The sequence below is a fragment of the Kaistella jeonii genome (assembly GCF_000812865.1).
Classification (GTDB): Bacteria; Bacteroidota; Bacteroidia; order Flavobacteriales; family Weeksellaceae; genus Kaistella; species Kaistella jeonii.
Window position 1 is genome coordinate 19605 of sequence record NZ_JSYL01000008.1, and the last position, 18059, is coordinate 37663.

Below are 18059 nucleotides of genomic sequence, written 5' to 3' on the forward strand. Positions count from 1 at the left end.
TATATCTACAATTTAAAAAATTCAAAATAAAGAATTTAATCTTAAAATTATTTACCTTTTCTTCTGTCTAATTCTTTTTGAATTAAACCTAATTCTCGTCCTGTTTGTCCTGCAACAGAAGTATTTTCCTGCGCTCTCCTCGTCAAATAAGGAACGACATCTTTTACCGGACCGTACGGAAGGTATTTGCAAACGTTGTATTTTTCTGCTCCTAAATAGTAGGTAATATTATCGCTCATTCCGTACAATTGACCAAAATGAACTTGCGCGTGATCGTGTGGCAATCCCATCGCTTTCATTTTATCCATCACGAGTTCGGTAGATTTTTCGTTGTGTGTTCCGAAAAATCCGGAAACTTTATCTAAATTCTTTAAGACAAAATCCACGGCAGCGTTATAATTATCGTCGGAAGCTTGTTTGGTTGGCTGAATCGGATCAGGATATTTCATCGCAGAAGCACGCGCTCTTTCCTTTTCCATGTAAGCGCCACGAACGAATTTGTAACCGAGGAAATAATTTTTCTCCTTGGCTCTTGCTAAATCCTTCGCAAGATATTCTAATCTCCCGGTTCTGTACATTTGAATGGTATTCCAAACGATGGCTTTTTGCTTGTTGAATTTTTCCATCATCTCATTCACCAAATTATCGGTGGAATCCTGCATCCAGGTTTCTTCGGCATCGATCATCAATACAACATTTCTGTCGAAAGCCATTTGACAAACTTCTTCAAATCTTCGTACAACTCTCGCCCATTCTTCTTTTTGAGAAGTGGTTAATTCTACATTTTTACCAAGTTCTTCGTAAATTTCAATTCTTCCGAAACCTGTTGGTTTAAACACTACAAAAGGAATCGCCGGATTTCCTTCTGCAAATTTGATATTTTGCTTAATTTCTGTGCACGTATCATCAAAAACCTTTTCTTCTGCTTTTCCTTCGATGGCGTAATCAAAAATACTTCCGACATGATGCTTAAACATTTGTTTCACCACTTTCATGCTTTCTTCATGAGTTTCGCCCCCGCAAAACTGCTCGAACAAAGTTTTCTTCACAATATCGGTAACGAAAGGGAAATTATTTTTCACTGTAAAATTGAGTGCAGAAATTCCAACATTCGTAATAAGCGGTTGCTCAATGGCTTTGAACATCCAAAATGCTTTTTTGAGTTGAGAATCAGTTTTGTCTGCAAAGGCAATTTGCGTGTTATTGAAAATACTCATGATAATTATTAAAGTGCAACAAATTTAATGTAACTCTATGAATTGATAAAACTAAATTAAAGTTTAATTTTGTGATAAATTTCAGTTTAATGATATCAATTTTAGATCAGGATTTCTCCCAACTCAACGATTTTCTTACGCAGTTAAAACCGACTCAACTTTTAATTCTGGTTGATGAAAACACTCATGAATATTGCCTTCCAACACTTCTGGAAAATTTAGAAACCGAGATTCCATTTGAAATTATTGAAATTGAAGCCGGCGAAGAATTGAAAACTTTGGAAACAGCGACTCAACTGTGGGAAATTTTGACCGAATTTGAAACGGACCGGAAAGCTTTAATGATTAATTTAGGAGGTGGCGTAATTACCGATATGGGCGGATTTATCGCTTCAACGTACAAAAGAGGAATTCCTTTTATCAATATTCCGACGACTCTTTTGGGAATGTGCGATGCTTCTATTGGCGGGAAAACCGGAATTGACCATCAATTTTTAAAAAATATTATTGGAACATTTGCACATCCGGAAGCAATTTTTGTTTTTCCGGAATTTTTGAATACGCTACCATTTGAGGAACTTCGCAGTGGTTTTGCTGAAATGCTGAAACATGGTTTAATTACCGATGAAAAGCATTGGAATGATTTAATTTCAATTCAAAATTTAACTCCAGAAAATGTTTTTCCTTTCATTGAAACGTCGATGAAGATTAAACAAAACGTGGTTGAACAGGATTTTGCAGAACAAAATATTCGTAAAACTCTAAACTTTGGTCACACAATTGGTCACGCTTTAGAAAGTTTATTCTTATTAAAAGGAAAACCGATCATGCATGGTGAAGCGGTTGCTTTAGGAATGATTTGTGAAACGAGAATTTCGATGTTGCAGGATTTGATTTCAGAAGAAACATCAGATACCATTATTTCTAACCTTCGAAAATTCTTCCCTCACATCAATGTAAGCGCATTTTCAGGAGAAGAAATTTTAAATCTAATGAAAAATGATAAAAAGAACTCTCACGGAAATATTAATTTTTCTTTATTAACCGAGATAGGAAATTCAATTTTTAATTGTTCTGTCCCTGCTGAAAACATAAAAAACTCATTGCTTTATTATCAAAATATGCCATAAAAAGTAATTAAACTGCTAAACTTCATTCCCATACAAATATTGTGTGGGAATTTTTATTTTATCATAAATAACTGATTTAAAGGTAATTAAAATGTGTATTATTTAAACCATTGTTTAATTTTTTTTTATTATGTATTGTTTTGGCACAGCATTTGAAAGTACTCCACTCGTAAAACAAAAATAAAACGCAATAGTAACGAGGATTTTATCAATTTAGAAATTAAATAATTTCAATTATTAATGAGGAAAAAATCAAATTATTAGAAACGTAAAATTAATTAGAAAAATTTAAGATTATGAAAAAGTTATTTTTAGGTGCAGCAGTAGCAATAAGTTCTTTGACCTTTGCACAACAATTCGGTATCAAAGCAGGAATGAATGTATCCTCTTTGTCTAAAGACGCTTCATTAAGCGATCAAAAATCTAAAATCGGTTTCAATGCAGGAGTTTTTATGAACGCTCCATTGGGATCTAACTTTAGCATCCAGCCTGAGTTACTTTATACTCAATATGGTGCGAAAGGAAATTTCACGGCTCCAGTTATAACAAGTGGTGGAATCGTAAACCAAGAATTTTCGTCTTCTACCCATTTCGATTATATCGCATTGCCTGTAATGTTTCAATATAATGCAACTCCAGCATTCTATTTAGAAGCAGGTCCGGAATTCGGTTTATCTGTAAGTGCAAAAGACAAAGTGAAAAATGAAACTACAGGGGAAACCGTTGCAGAATCAGATAACTACAAAGACAATATCAACGGATTTAACTTAGGTTTAGGTATTGGTGCAGGTTATTATTTCACACCAAAAGTAGGCTTAACAGCAAGATATGTTGCAGGTTTAACTGATGTTGCGAAAAACAGACCAAGTGGTTCTGATGCGATTAGAAACAATACATTCCAAGTAGGATTGGCTTACAAATTCTAAGTAAAAACACTTCATATATATTATTAAAAAAGGTTGGGAAATTATTCCCAACCTTTTGTTTTTTATTCATCTGTGTAATCAGGACTAGGTCCTGCCGGAACAGGATATTTTTCGGTAAAACAACCAAAACAATGATTGGAGCTTCCTAAAATTAGTTTCAAATTATCCATACTTAAAAATTCCAAAGAGTCAACACCCAAATATTGTCGAAGTTCTTCAACATTCATATTGGCAGAAATCAGATCATCTTTTGATGGTGTATCGATTCCTAAATAACATGGCGCAATAATGGGCGGCGAAACACTTCTGAAGTGAATTTCCTTCACTCCTGCATCTTTTAAAATTTTTACCAAACGTTTTGAAGTAGTGCCACGAACAATAGAATCATCGATGATCACAACTCTTTTTCCTTTGATTTCAGAAACAATAGGATTCAGTTTCAAGTTGACAATTCTTTCCCGCATTTCTTGGGAAGGAACGATGAAACTTCTGCCAATATATCTGTTCTTAATTAAAACCGGACGAAATGGAATACCAGAAGCAATTGAAAAACCGATTGCAGCAGGAACACCAGAATCTGGAACTCCAATTACAATATCTGCTTCTACAGGAGCTTGTTCCCAAATCTTCATGCCGGATTTCTCACGAATTTCGTGAACATTGATATTTTCTAAGATAGAATCCGGACGTGCAAAATAAATATATTCGAAGGCACAAATCCTTTTTTCACAGTCTTCTCTCACAAGAAAACTTTTTAAACCTGTTTCATTTTCACTCGTGTAAACAATTTCTCCCGGTAAAATATCTCTCACATATTGCGCTCCAACAGCATCTAAAGCAACAGATTCGGAGGCAGCAACGAATGTTTTCTCATCAATTGCTCCTAAAACCAAAGGACGAATTCCGTGAAAATCTCGAAAGGCAAAAAATTTATTGCGCGTCATTCCAACAACGGAATAGGCACCTTTTATTTTTTCCATAGTTGCTTTGATGGCGCCTCTTAAACCCAGATCAAGATTTTTTTGAATCAATCGCAAAATAACTTCTGAATCTGAAGTTGCTTTAAAGACAACACCTTCTGCTTCCAATTCTTTTTTGAGTTGGTCTGCGTTGGTTAAATTACCGTTGTGTGCGATGGAAAGGATGATCTGATCATATTCATTTTTAGCAAAGAAGGGCTGAAAATTATATTTTTTCTTATCTCCCGCAGTCGTATATCTTGTATGACCGATGGCAGAATTCCCCATAAAGGTTTCTGGATTTCGAATTTCTTTAAAAACATCGAGAACCAAACCTTCATCTTTAATATTAAAAATTTTTCCGTTTTTCATAACAGAAATTCCGCACGCTTCCTGACCTCTGTGTTGAAGGGCAAAAAGACCAAATTGCGAAAGGGAAAATGTATCTAAATCATTCTCAGAATACAAACCAAAAATCCCACATTCCTCGGAAGGAGCATCAAAAGGATCTTCGGTTTTGAGCAAATTTCTGCCGTACTGTCGTTCTTTGAACTGGTTTAAATAATCTTCTCTGTGTTGGCGTAAATCTTTCATTTTTTACTTTTCCTAACAAAAATTTATTTATGTAATACTTTTTTTAATCTTTCGTAGATCTCAACATAAGCTTCGGTGACTTCGCCCAAATCTCTTCTAAAACGGTCTTTGTCGAGTTTCTTCATGGTATCTTTATCCCAAAGTCTGCATGTATCGGGGGAGATTTCATCTGCTAAAATTATTTTACCGTTAGAATCTTTACCAAGTTCAATCTTAAAATCGATAAGTATGATATTCATTTGATCAAAAAGTTCAATTAGAATATCATTAATATCTGAAGACAATTCATACATCTCATCGAGTTCGTCGTAAGTTGCTGCACCTAAGAAAACGGCGTGATGATCATTAATAAGAGGATCTCCAAGATCATCTCTTTTATAACAAAGATCAAAAATAGTGACGGGAGATTTTATTCCTTCCTCCACTCCTAGTCTCTGTGCCATACTTCCGGCGGAATAGTTACGAACTACCATTTCCAAAGGAATAATGTTTACTTTTTTGACAAGTTGTTCTCTTTCGTCTAATTTCTTGATGAAATGCGTCGCGATTCCTTTCGTGTTTAAATACTCGAAAATCAGCGTGGTAATCGCGTTGTTCATTTCTCCTTTGAGATCTACACTTCCTTTTTTTTGTGCGTTGAAAGCGGTTGCATCATCTTTGAAACGGACAATCACCTCATTCGGATTATCGGTTTCGAAAACCTGCTTTGCCTTTCCTTCATAAAGCATTGCTCCTTTTGTCATTTTTACTTTTTATTAAATTTTATTTCTATTAGATTTTTACTAAAATTCCTGTAAGAACTGCAATACCAAAACTTAGCAAAGTTCCTATCAGTACATACTCTGTGAGTTTTCTCTGTTTCGCTTCGGCTAGATCACTAAATCTGAAAACCGATTTTGCGGCAATCATAAATCCAACTCCTTCCCAATGATTTACTAAAATAAATACAAATACCAAAAGTCGCTCTAAGATACCGATATATTTGCCGGCATTTACGAGAGATTCAGTTTGTAGTTTACTGTGTTCTATAGTGATGGGCGTCCAAATTGAAATAATGGTCTTGATCAATATCGAAGATGGAACCGATAAAAAGACAAATGCGGTGAACAATTTTAAATTCTCCGGATTAAAGAAATCTTCCCATTTAAAATAGGGAAAATAGAAAATAGATATTGCTACAATGACCAATATATGTGCGATTTGATCGATAAAAAACCAGGTCCTTTTCGTTTTCGGCGCTTGAAACTTTAATTTTGCCCAATCGATTAAAAAGTGAGTGACTCCGATAATTAAAGCAATCCACCATAAGTTAAAATTCCATAAAAATAAGAAGGCAAGTACGGTATGCAATAGAATATGAATGTATAAATAGATGCTTCCCCCTCTTTTTTGCTCTTTATCAGCTACCCAAGAATTAGGCTGAAGAATAAAATCTCCTAATAAATGTGCCAATATGAGAGGGATGAAAATCATTTATAATTCTGCTATTTTCTTTCTAAAAAATTGATCGGTTTCTTGTAACAATTCAAAATTAGCTCTTTTAATTCTCTGACTTACTGAAGATTGCGTGATATTGAGTTCTTTTGCGAGTTCTTCCTGTGTTAAAGCTGGATTTCGCAATAACTGATGAATAATCTCAGCAGTTGCGGCGGTCCAGTTATCAAAGTCGATTGAAGCCCATTTGAAAAGAATGTTCAAATCCCGCTTCACCTTTTCATTTTCTGTTTGTATCGCTAATGTTCTTCCCTGAGATTTAATTTCAGTCAACAACCGCCCGGAATTCACATAAGCAGACCCATTGGATTCAGTAATTTTCTCCGATTGAAAAACTTCATTTCCGATTCCGATTGCAAGACGAACATCTAAATTCTCAAAACTACGGATGAGCGATTTTAATAACAATGCTTTGTGAAATACTTCATCAACACTGCATTTTAGCTGAAATTCGTCACCGCGATATACTTCCCAGTTTTGTGGTGTAGCAGACCATGATCCCAATAAATCCTTTAGCTTTGGAAGCCATAATTCTGTTTGGGAATTTTGAGAATTAATAATATCTCCTGTAATAATCGCGATCATGTTACAAATATAAGCAATAATCCTTATAAATTCAAAATATAAGGTAAACACCTAATAAAATTCCGTTGTCGATAAGTATAAAATATAATCAAATCTACTAATAATATTCGATTATAAGCAAATTAACTTATATTATAGTTTATGTTTTGAGTAAATATTACTTAAAATATTCAACACCGTTTTTAAAAATATTATGATAATTAGCAGTTGGAATATTTTTCATTAAACCTTCAGAATACCGTTCCGCATGACCCATTCTGCCAAATATTTTTCCAGATTTAGAAGTAATTCCTTCAATTCCGAATAAGGAGTTGTTAGGATTGAACGGCATTCCGTGTGCGATGTTTCCATCGTGGTCAATATATTGTGAAGCAATCTGTCCATTCTCATACAATTCCTGAATCACTTTTTCTGAAGCCATAAACCGTCCTTCACCATGTGAGATCGGAATTGTATAAACCTGATCTCTCATCCCTTTTAACCAAGGAGAATCATCGTTGACTACTTTCACATCCACCATTTGCGAAATATGACGACCGATTGCATTGTGTGCTAAAGTCGGCGAATCTGCATCTAAATCCCGAATCTCACCATAAGGCAACAAACCAGATTTTACCAAAGCCTGAAAACCATTACAGATTCCGAGAATCATTCCGTCGCGTTCTAATAATTGATGAACTGCATTTTTCATCTTTTCATTTTTTAAAACATTGACGATGAATTTTGCAGACCCGTCGGGTTCATCTCCAGCAGAAAATCCACCCGATAAAACCAAGATTTGAGACTGATTAATTTCCGAAATCCAGGCATCCAAACTTTCATTTAAAAGTTGATGATTCAAATTAATTAATGGCAATCCTGAAACTTCAGCACCTTCTTTTCTAAAGGCATTTTGTGTTTCATATTCACAATTCGTTCCCGGAAAAATCGGTGCAAAAACTTTTGGTTTCGCTAATTGATGCTTTAAGATATGAATCGTTCTTGGCTGAATTGAATTCAATTTTGAATCTATTTCAACAACTATTTTTGATTTTTCTTTGGTTGGAAAAAGTTCCTCAAAAGTCGACTCCCACACTTCAAGTAATTTTTCGATTTTAAACTCGAAACTACTGATTTTCAGTTTATTCAAATTTGATACTTCACCAATAACTTGAAGTAAATCATTTTCTAAATCCTCTGAACTTTCTATGATTAAACCTCCAATATTCTTTGTTAAAAGTAAATTTTCATCTATATTAATTTCTGCTCCAAGATAATTACCAAAACTCATTTTTGCTAAAGCAACCGCAACTCCACCCTCTTTAATGATCTTCACCGAAACAATCTTTTTGGACTTAATATTTTTAAATATAAAATCAAATATCTTTTTCAAATCTTGGTAATTCGGCATTCCATTTTCTTGTGAAATATGGTTGAATAAGTATAATTTATTTCCGGCTTTTTTAAACTCCGGTGAAATGATATTTTTCTTTTCTCCGTTCGCACAAGCAAAAGAAATCAACGTGGGAGGAACGTGAATATCCTGGAAACTTCCACTCATTGAATCTTTACCACCAATCGCGGCCAGTTCGAAATTCATTTGCGCATCATACGCTCCAAGCAAAGAAGCCAACGGTTTCCCCCACTTCTCCGGCAGATTTCCTAACTTCTCAAAATATTCCTGGAAACTCAAACGGATGTTTTTATAATCACCGCCCATCGCAACAATCTTAGCAACACTTTCAACTACAGCATTCGCAGCGCCAACCAACGAGTTTTGAGACGATATATCGGCATCAAATCCCCAACTTGCCAAAGACACTGTTTCGATGTTTTTAGCGTTTAAAATAGGCAGCGTTTGCACACTTCCTTCCATTTCGGTCAACTGATGTTTTCCACCAAATGGCATGGCAACAGAAGTTCCGCCTACAGAAGCATCGAACATTTCAGCCAATCCTTTTTGGGAAGCGACATTTTTACTGGAAAGTATCTTTAAGAAATTTTCTTCACTGAACTTTATAATTTGATTTTCAACAGGTTGCAAGTGAGAAACTTCAGCATGCTGAGTTTTCGCACAACCGTTTGTATCTAAAAATGCTCGGCTTAAATCAACGATTTTATTTCCTTGCCAAAACATTTGCATTCTACCAGAATCGGTTACTTTCGCAACTTCAACAGCTTTTATATTTTCTTTTTCACAGAATCTGATAAACTTTTCTTTGTCTTTCGCTTCAATAACAACGGCCATTCTTTCTTGAGATTCAGAAATCGCAAGTTCAGTACCATTTAAACCTTCGTATTTTAAAGGCAAGATATCGAGGTTAATTTCCAGTGAATCAGCGATTTCGCCAATCGCTACAGAGACTCCACCTGCTCCAAAATCATTCGATTTTTTAATTAAAGTCGTCACTTCAGGATTTCTAAAGAGTCTTTGAATTTTACGCTCTTCAACTGCATTTCCTTTCTGAACTTCGGTTGACAAAGTATGAATCGATGTTTCATCCTGAACTTTAGAACTTCCACTTGCACCACCAACACCGTCTCTTCCGGTTGCGCCACCTAATAAAATAACAAGATCACCATTTTGTGGTTGCTCTCTTTTAACCCAATCTTTTTTAACGGCACCAACGACGAAACCAACTTCCATACGTTTTGCTTTGTAGCCATCGTGGTAAATTTCATTCACAGAAGTCGTGGCTAAACCAATCTGATTTCCGTAGGAAGAATAACCGTTTGCTGCTTGCTTCGTAATGGTTCGTTGTGGGAGTTTTCCCGCTAAAGTTTCAGAAATTGGTTCTAAAACATCGGCTGCTCCAGACAAGCGCATCGCTTGATACACAAAAGCACGTCCGGACAAAGGATCACGAATTGCGCCACCCAAACAAGTCGAGGCACCACCAAAAGGTTCAATTTCAGTTGGGTGATTATGGGTTTCGTTTTTAAATAATAAATACCACGGTTCTTTTTTACCATCGAATTCGGCTTCGATCTCAATCGTACAGGCATTTATTTCATCAGAAACAACAAGGTTTTCCAATTTCCCTGTTTTGTGGAAATATCTCGCACAAACTGTGGCTAAATCCATCAAAGAGATAGGTTTTAATTCCCGACCTAAAAACTTTCTCTTTTCTAAATAGTCATTAAAAATCGTTTGCAAAGTCGATTTGAAAGAATCATTAAATTGAATATCAGTCAACTCAGTTTCAAAAGTCGTATGTCGGCAATGGTCGCTCCAATAAGTATCCAAAACTTTAAGTTCTGTTTCTGTGGGATTTCTATTTTCTGATTTAAAGTATGTTTGAATAAAGCCTAAATCATCAATATCTAAAGCAAAACCATGATTTTCATAAAGTACTTTTAATTCTTCCGCAGAGAAATCATTGAAACCTTCATGTATAATAACCGGATCAGGAGTTTCTTCCGCTGGAATTTCAAGTTTCGATAAATCTTTAACCTGCGATTCAACTTTATTAATCAAATGATTTTTAATTGCTTCTACTTCAGATTCAGAAACTCCAAATAGTTCAATGAGTTTACCACTTCTTACTTTACCGTTCTCATTTTCAGTCAGTAAGGCAATACATTGTTGCGCTGAATCTGCGCGTTGATCATATTGTCCAGGCAAATATTCGGTCGCGAAATGAATGCTTTTTGCAGGATTCTCTTCATGCAAAGTATCGGTCACAGGATCTACAAAAGTACTGTTGATGATTTTTGAAAATTCTTTGTCATTAACACCGAAAACATCATACACATTATAGACTTTAACATCTTTAATTGTTGGAACGATATTTTTTATTTCATTAAAAACTTTGGGACTTTCAACATCGAAAATTCCTTTTTTTTCTACGAAGATTCTTTTTTTCATTTTCAATTTTATTAATAAACTTTGTCAAAGATTTAAAACTTTGACAAAGTAAAAAATGCAGCCAAAATAGACTGCATTATTAATTTATACTTTAAGGTCGGCTTTTAACCCGATTAAATCGGCGTACTTCTCTAAGATTGGATTGACTTCATTTTCAATAAACTCCTCGGTTTGTATGGGCGCAAAACCTATGAAGTTTTTCGGGTCGAGCACTTCCATCAATTTCGATTTATCAAGTTTTAAGGAATGATCATTTAAAATTCTTTCGAGCAAGTCGTTTTCTTTCCCTTCTTCCTTCACCTTTTTTGAGGCTTCCATAGAATGAACGCGAATAGTTTCATGAATTTCCTGACGATCACCGCCGGCTTTCACTTCTTCCATAATAATATATTCGGTCGCCATAAATGGAAGCTCTTCCATAATATGTTTCTGAATTCTATTTTCGTAAACCACGATTCCGTTCATGATATTATTCCAAATCATCAGAATCGCATCAATTGAAAGAAACGCTTGTGGAATTGTCAATCGCTTATTGGCAGAATCATCCAAAGTTCTTTCAAACCATTGTGTAGAAGCGACCATTGCTGAACTTGTAGAAAGTGACATCACAAATTTCGCCAACGCTCCGATTCTTTCCGAACGCATTGGATTTCGTTTGTAAGCCATCGCAGAAGAACCAATTTGATTCTTTTCGAAAGGTTCTTCAATTTCTTTTAAATTCTGAAGAAGTCTTAAATCATTGGTAAATTTATGAGCAGATTGGGCAATGTTAGAAAGCAATGCCACAACTTTTGCATCAATTTTTCGATCGTAAGTTTGTCCGGAAACTCCGAATACTTTATCAAAACCAAAACGCTTTGAAAGTTCTTTATCTAAATGTTTTACTTTGGAATAATCGCCATCAAATAACTCTAAAAAACTTGCGGCAGTTCCGGTGGTTCCTTTTACCCCTCTAAATCTTAAAGTTTCAAGGAAAAATTCTAATTCTTCAAAGTCTAAAACCAATGACTGCAACCACAAAGTAGCCCGTTTTCCAACCGTTGTTAATTGTGCCGGTTGATAATGGGTAAATCCTAAGGTTGGTAAATCTTTGTATTGAAGAGCGAAATCAGCCAAATTTTTCATCACATTGACCAATTGTTTTCTGATGAGTAATAATCCATCGCGCATTTGAATGAGATCTGTATTATCTCCAACAAAAGCCGAAGTTGCACCGAGATGAATAATTCCTTTTGCTAAAGGAGCAGCGTCGCCATACGTGTGAACATGCGCCATTACGTCATGACGAAATTTCTTTTCATATTCCGCAGCTTTGACATAGTCAATATCTTCTGCGTTTTCTTTAAGTTGAGCGATTTGTTCGTCGGAAATGTCAAGTCCTAAATCTTTCTCGATTTCAGCGAGTGATATCCACAGTTTTCGCCAATTTCTGAACTTATTATTAGGGGAGAAATTGTAGAGCATTTCTTCACTAGAATAGCGTTCTTCAAGAGGATTTTTGTAGGAATTCATTTTCAATCTTTAAGGACACAAAAGTAATATTTTAAGAGGAGAAATAAAAGTTAATCAATCTTAAATAAAATTTATTTGTTATTATCTTATTTAAAGCATTATTAAATATCATTGATTTTTTGAAAAATGGTCAATTAAATGATTAAATTTAAAAATTAGACTCTAAAGAAATGAATGTAGATTTTATAATTATTGGCGCAGGTTCCTCTGGTTGTGTCTTGGCTAATCGGTTGAGTAAGAATCCAGAAAATGCTGTTTTATTAATAGAAGCCGGTGGAAAACCGAGTTTTTTATCGAAAATTCCGGGTTGGTATAGTTTATTGAATCGCAGTAAAATGGACTGGGCTTTTTCAACTGAACCCCAAAAATTCGTCAATAATCGAAAAATTTATATTCCACGAGGAAAATCTTTAGGGGGTTCGAGTGCCACAAATGCGATGGCTTACGTTCGCGGAAACCCGAATGATTATGATGATTGGCAAGCGCAGGGAAATGAAAACTGGAATTACGAATCGGTTCTGCCCTATTTTAAAAAATCTGAAAATAATCATTCCTTTAATAATGATTTTCACGGGAAGGATGGAGAATTGAATGTTTCATTGAGAAAAGAATATAACAAATCGACTTATCAATTTATTGAAGCCTGTAAAGAAAACGGCTTAAATTTTAATGAAGATTATAACGGTGAGAAACAGGAAGGTTCTTCATTTTTACAATACACGATTGACAAAAATATTCGTCAAAGCACGTATGAAGCATTTCTAAAACCCATATATGATCGAACAAATCTAACGATCAAAACAAAAACTTTCGTAAAAAAAATATTGATTGAAAATGGAAAAGCGATCGGCGTAGAAATTTACACAGGCAAAAACACCTCTCAAAAAATATTTTGCAATAAAGAAGTGATTCTTTGTGCGGGTGCAATTCAATCCCCACAACTATTAAAAGTGTCCGGAATTGGTCCAAAAGAGGAACTTGAAAAATTTAATATCGATTTAATTAAAGATCTACCTGCAGTTGGCGAAAATTTAAAAGACCACGTCTGGACTGGAACCAGCGATTTCAGTAATATAAATGGATTAAATAATATCATTAAAAAAACGGGTTTCGTCAACAATTTATTTCAATATTTTCGAAAAAAGGAATCTTTGCTCAACCACTCTATTATTGAAACTACTTCCTTCTTTAAATCTTCAGAAGATAAAGAAATTCCAGATCTACAGTTTCATTTTTCACCGTTGCACATGGGAAATGATTATAAAGCTAACCTTTACAATCCGTTTTCACTTCCGCTAACCAATGGATATACGATTTTAGCAATTTTACTTCATCCTGAAAGTTCAGGTTTTGTAGGCTTGCAATCTAGTGACAGCAGAGTTGCACCAATAATTCAACCTAATTTTTTATCGAAAGAAAACGACGTCAAACGATTATTAATCGGCTTAAAAAAAGCCATGGCGATTTTGGATTCGCCGAGTTTTGATGGCGTCCGAATGAGCAAAATGAATTGGCCCGCAAGAAATTCATCTGATGAAGTTTTGATCGAGCACCTTAAAAAAACATTAGAAACGCTTTATCATCCAGTTGGAACCTGCAGAATGGGAAATGGTGAAAATTCTGTGGTGAATGATCACTTGCAAGTACACGGCATTCAAAATCTCAGAGTTGCAGATGCTTCGATAATGCCTGATATTATTTCTGGAAACACGAATGCGGTATGTATTATGATTGGGGAAAAGGCAGCAGATTTAATATTAAAAAACTAATTGATTTTCAGAAATTTACAAATAATATTAGACTAAATTTACTTCAAATTATAAATAAAAAATAATGGATTTTCAAAATATTTTAGCAGAACAGCGGGATTTCTTTAACACTCAGAAAACTAAAAATCTGAAATTCAGAAAAATGTACTTAGAAAAACTGAAAGAAGTTCTTCTAAAAAATGAGGAATTATTATGTGACTCGATCTATAAAGATTTTGGAAAATCTAAATTTGACACGTACACGACAGAAATTTCCTTTGTCATTAAGGATATCGATTATTTTTTGAATAATTTAAAATCCTTAGCGAAACGTAAAAGCGTCCGAACTAATTTAGCCAATCAATTTGGCTCCAGTAAGATTTATTCAGAACCACTTGGTTGTACTTTGGTGATCGGGGCGTGGAATTATCCTTTACAACTCTCACTTTCACCAATGGTTGCAGCTCTTGCAGCGGGCAACACGTGTATTGTAAAGCCAAGCGAGATTGCAGAAAATTGCATGAAAGCAATGGCGAAAATCATCAATGAAAATTTTCCGAAAGAATATTTGTTCGTTGCAGAAGGCGGCGTAGAAGAAACCACTGAAATTCTAAAATTAAAATTCGACAAAATATTTTTTACAGGAAGTCCGAAAGTCGGAAAGATCATTTATGAAGCTGCGGCAAAACATTTAACGCCCGTGGTCTTAGAACTGGGCGGAAAAAGTCCGGCAATCGTAACTTCTTCTGCTAACTTTGAAGTTGCTGCGAAAAGAATTGTATGGGGGAAATTTCTGAACGCGGGTCAAACCTGTGTCGCACCGGATTATATTTTAGTTGATGAAAAAGTAAAGGACAGTTTTCTGGATTCCTTAAAATCTTACATTCAGAAATTTAATTATCAAGCAGATTCTAAGGAATACACGCAAATTATTAATGATAGAAATTTTGAAAGACTTACTAAATTAATCGATCAGGATAAAGTATTCTTTGGTGGAGAAACAGATGCCGCAAAAAGATTTATCGAACCAACGATCCTTCAAAATGTTACCTGGAATGATGCAGTGATGCAGGAGGAAATCTTTGGACCCATCTTACCGGTTTTGACTTTTAAAAATTTCAATGAAGCTTTAATTCAGATCGCTGCACAGGAAAAACCACTTTCTGCCTATTTATTTACGGCCAGTTCTGAAGAAAAAGAAAATTTCGTTTCGAAAATCTCTTTTGGTGGCGGTTGTATTAACGATGTAGTGATGCATTTAAGCAATGATTATCTGCCATTTGGCGGCGTCGGAAATTCGGGAATTGGAAATTATCACGGGAAATTTGGCTTCGACGCATTTTCACATCAGAAATCAATTTTGGATCGTGCAACCTGGGCAGAACCGGATTTTAAATATCCACCTTACACAGACAAAAAATTAAACTGGATCAAAAAACTATTATAAAAAAAAAGTCTCGTCATTTATTTGACGAGACTTTTTTATAATTATGATTTCGGCGACCATTCCTTGAAGAATGCTTTGGTCTTTTCTAAACTGTATCCTTTTCCATCTTCTAAAACTGAGCTGTCCTGTGTATGAATAAGTTTTCCGTTTTGATCTAAAACCAGGAAAACAGGATAGCCGAATTTTGCTCCGGGATTATCATATTTTGCAAAAACTTTTACATTTTTATTTTCCGGCGAATAATTCAAATGATAGTAAATATAATTTTGATCAACTACTTCCTTTAATTCCGGCGTAGTTTGAACGTAATTATTGAATCGTAAACACCAGATACACCAGTTTCCACCAGCTTGAATCATGACGTTCTTATTTTCTTTCTTTGCCTGTTTAACCAATTCTGCGATTTTAGCTTCTGCATTTTCTTTGTCGTTGTAAGGTTTCGGAAGCTTTGCGATCTCGGCTGCAGCAGCTTTTTTCTTTGCTTCTAAAATAGCGGTGCTGTCAACTTTTACAATTAGCGATTTATCTTTAACACTGTTTTGAGTTTTTAATTGATCAGTTTTTTGCGAACATGCCAAACTAGTGATCAGCAATGACGAAAAAGCGAGAACCTTGAAATTCATATCAATCATTCTTTTTATATTATTTATTCGTCGCAAATTAACAAAAATAGAGCCAACGATAAACTTTATTATCGTTAAATTTGTAAATTATCTATGAAATTTTTATTTAAAATAATCCTGCTGTTATCACAAATTCCATTGCGGATCTTGTACCTGATTTCGGACTTTATGTTTTTTGTGATCTATTATCTGATCGGTTACAGAAGAAAAGTGGTCCTTGAAAATTTACAGCATTCTTTTCCGGAAAAGTCGCCTTTAGAATTAAAAAAAATTGAGAAAAAATTTTACGTCAATTTTTGCGATTACATTGTAGAAACTTTCAAATCCTTTACCATTTCTTCTACGGAATTGCGAGTTCGGGTGCAGCACTTGAATCAGGACATTTTTCAGGAGGCAAAAGCAGAAAATAAAAATGTGATTTTGCTTGCAGGTCATATCTTTAACTGGGAATGGTACAACGCTTTAGCGACGATTATTCCGCAAGAAAATAGTTTTCCTGTCTATAGAAAAGTGCAGAACAGTTTCTGGGAAGAAAAGATAAAATCCCTTAGAAACAGATTTGGGAATCAAGCTTTAGAAGCAAAAGAGGTGATCCGTCATATCTTCCGCAATCCCAATGATGGAAATTCTGTTTATATGTTTGTCGCAGATCAAACTCCACATTATTCGGAGGTTACTTATGGTTTAAACTTTTTGAATCAAAAAACCCCGGCTTTTGTTGGATATGATAAACTTTCGACGAGGATCGATCTTGCGTTTGTTTTTTGTGAGATGAAGAAAGTAAAAAGGGGATATTATCAAATCAATTATTACAGAATATATCCTGACGGAGAAAAGTTTGTGGAACATGAAGTGGTGCAAAAATTTCACCGTCTGCTGGAAAACACCATTAACAAACGACCCGATAATTATCTTTGGTCTCACAGAAGATGGAAATATCAAAATGCGATTAAATTCATGGGTTCTTAGTTTTGAAGTCTGTATTAATTTTTATATCTTGAATTTAGCAATCGTCATATTAAACTGGAATGGAAAAAGTTGGTTAGAAAAGTTTCTTCCCAATGTTATTTCAAACTCTGTAAACACTGCTGTTTTTGTGATTGACAATGCTTCAACAGATGATTCTGTTTCTTTTTTAAAAGAGAATTTTCCGAGCGTAAAAATTGTTCAAAACGAAAAGAATTACGGATTTGCAGGCGGTTACAATGAAGGTTTAAAAGAAATTGACAGCGAAATTTATTGTCTTTTAAATTCTGATGTTGAAGTCACTGATAACTGGATCTCGCCCGTTTTAAAATTATTTCAAAGTGATTCAACTATTGCGGCCATTCAACCTAAAATCTTAGATTACAACCGACGAAATTATTTCGAATTCGCGGGAGCTGCAGGTGGTTTTATCGATAATTTAGGATTTCCCTATTGCCGTGGAAGAATTTTTGAAAACATTGAAAAGGACGAAGGACAATATGACGATGAAACCGAAATTTTCTGGGCTTCAGGTTGCTGTTTCTTTATTCGATCGAAAGATTTTTGGGCTCAAAATGGTTTTGATGAAAGATTTTTTGCGCATCAGGAGGAAATCGATCTTTGCTGGCGTTTAAAAAATTCGGGAAAGAAAATATTTTATACTGGAAAATCTACAATTTATCACGTTGGAGGCGGAACTTTAAATAAACAGAGTCCACAGAAAACTTTTTTAAATTTTAGGAATAACCTTTCAATGCTGTTGAAAAATCTTCCACTTGCAACTTTAATTTGGTTGATCCCATTTCGTATGATCTTAGACGGATTTGCAGGAATTTATTTAGGTTTGACGAATGGTTTAGCTCATTTCTGGGCAGTTATCAGAGCACACGGAAGTTGGTACAGACAATTTTATGGAACGATAAAGCGTCGGGGTAAAAATCAAATTAAAACTTACTACGGTTTAAAATGGTTAATATTTAAACATTTTCTTTAATCATTTCGTAAAAATTC

At 34.7% G+C, this 18059-nt stretch carries 14 protein-coding genes; 6 read left to right on the forward strand and 8 right to left on the reverse strand.

Translation table 11 applies throughout. The features are described from left to right. Positions 1 to 47: 47 nt before the first annotated feature. Entirely contained in the window at positions 48 to 1217 is a 1170-nt protein-coding gene (locus OA86_RS11325) for a proline dehydrogenase family protein (protein WP_039353197.1), read from the reverse strand. 89 nt (positions 1218 to 1306) lie between these two features. Here OA86_RS11325 and aroB point away from each other — a divergent pair, with 89 nt between their 5' ends. Beyond that, positions 1307 to 2347 (forward strand): 3-dehydroquinate synthase, encoded by a 1041-nt coding sequence (gene aroB, locus OA86_RS11330; protein WP_039353199.1) that lies wholly within the window; start codon positions 1307 to 1309, stop codon positions 2345 to 2347. Between the two features lie 296 nt (positions 2348 to 2643). Further along, complete coding sequence (locus OA86_RS11335) at positions 2644 to 3273, forward strand: porin family protein (RefSeq protein ID WP_039353201.1); 630 nt, start codon at positions 2644 to 2646, stop codon at positions 3271 to 3273. Positions 3274 to 3335: 62 nt separating this feature from the next. Here the strand turns inward: OA86_RS11335 and purF are convergent, their stop codons facing one another. The 6 genes from purF to purB all read right to left on the reverse strand — a co-directional run bounded on the left by purF (position 3336) and on the right by purB (position 12264). After that, positions 3336 to 4826 carry an amidophosphoribosyltransferase gene (gene purF, locus OA86_RS11340; protein WP_039353204.1) on the reverse strand — a complete coding sequence of 497 codons (1491 nt, stop codon included), beginning with the start codon at positions 4824 to 4826 and terminating at the stop codon, positions 3336 to 3338. A gap of 23 nt (positions 4827 to 4849) precedes the next feature. Continuing rightward, positions 4850 to 5569, reverse strand: coding sequence for a phosphoribosylaminoimidazolesuccinocarboxamide synthase (gene purC / locus OA86_RS11345; RefSeq protein WP_039353207.1), 720 nt, complete (start codon positions 5567 to 5569; stop codon positions 4850 to 4852). A 28-nt stretch (positions 5570 to 5597) separates the two neighbouring features. Beyond that, positions 5598 to 6299 (reverse strand): DUF3307 domain-containing protein, encoded by a 702-nt coding sequence (locus OA86_RS11350; RefSeq protein WP_039353209.1) that lies wholly within the window; start codon positions 6297 to 6299, stop codon positions 5598 to 5600. Continuing rightward, positions 6300 to 6905 (reverse strand): SatD family protein, encoded by a 606-nt coding sequence (locus OA86_RS11355; protein ID WP_039353212.1) that lies wholly within the window; start codon positions 6903 to 6905, stop codon positions 6300 to 6302. Between the two features lie 157 nt (positions 6906 to 7062). After that, entirely contained in the window at positions 7063 to 10752 is a 3690-nt protein-coding gene (locus OA86_RS11360; RefSeq protein ID WP_039353215.1) for a phosphoribosylformylglycinamidine synthase, read from the reverse strand. Between the two features lie 84 nt (positions 10753 to 10836). Continuing rightward, a complete protein-coding gene (gene purB / locus OA86_RS11365; RefSeq protein WP_039353218.1) occupies positions 10837 to 12264 on the reverse strand; it encodes an adenylosuccinate lyase in 1428 nt (475 codons plus the stop codon). A gap of 170 nt (positions 12265 to 12434) precedes the next feature. Between purB and OA86_RS11370 the strand changes: the two genes are divergently transcribed. Next, positions 12435 to 14033, forward strand: a complete 1599-nt coding sequence (locus OA86_RS11370) for a GMC family oxidoreductase (protein WP_039353220.1) — start codon at positions 12435 to 12437, stop codon at positions 14031 to 14033. A gap of 64 nt (positions 14034 to 14097) precedes the next feature. Next, positions 14098 to 15459: an aldehyde dehydrogenase gene (locus OA86_RS11375; RefSeq protein WP_039353223.1), complete on the forward strand. Its 1362-nt coding sequence runs from the start codon at positions 14098 to 14100 to the stop codon at positions 15457 to 15459. A gap of 41 nt (positions 15460 to 15500) precedes the next feature. On the opposite strand, the gene OA86_RS11380 is transcribed toward OA86_RS11375, so the two are convergent. Next, entirely contained in the window at positions 15501 to 16082 is a 582-nt protein-coding gene (locus OA86_RS11380; protein WP_039353402.1) for a thioredoxin family protein, read from the reverse strand. A 93-nt stretch (positions 16083 to 16175) separates the two neighbouring features. Here OA86_RS11380 and OA86_RS11385 point away from each other — a divergent pair, with 93 nt between their 5' ends. After that, on the forward strand, positions 16176 to 17051 hold the full coding sequence (locus OA86_RS11385) for a lysophospholipid acyltransferase family protein (protein WP_039353225.1): 876 nt from the start codon (positions 16176 to 16178) through the stop codon (positions 17049 to 17051). A 28-nt stretch (positions 17052 to 17079) separates the two neighbouring features. Continuing rightward, positions 17080 to 18042: a glycosyltransferase family 2 protein gene (locus OA86_RS11390; RefSeq protein WP_039353405.1), complete on the forward strand. Its 963-nt coding sequence runs from the start codon at positions 17080 to 17082 to the stop codon at positions 18040 to 18042. Positions 18043 to 18059 lie beyond the last annotated feature (17 nt).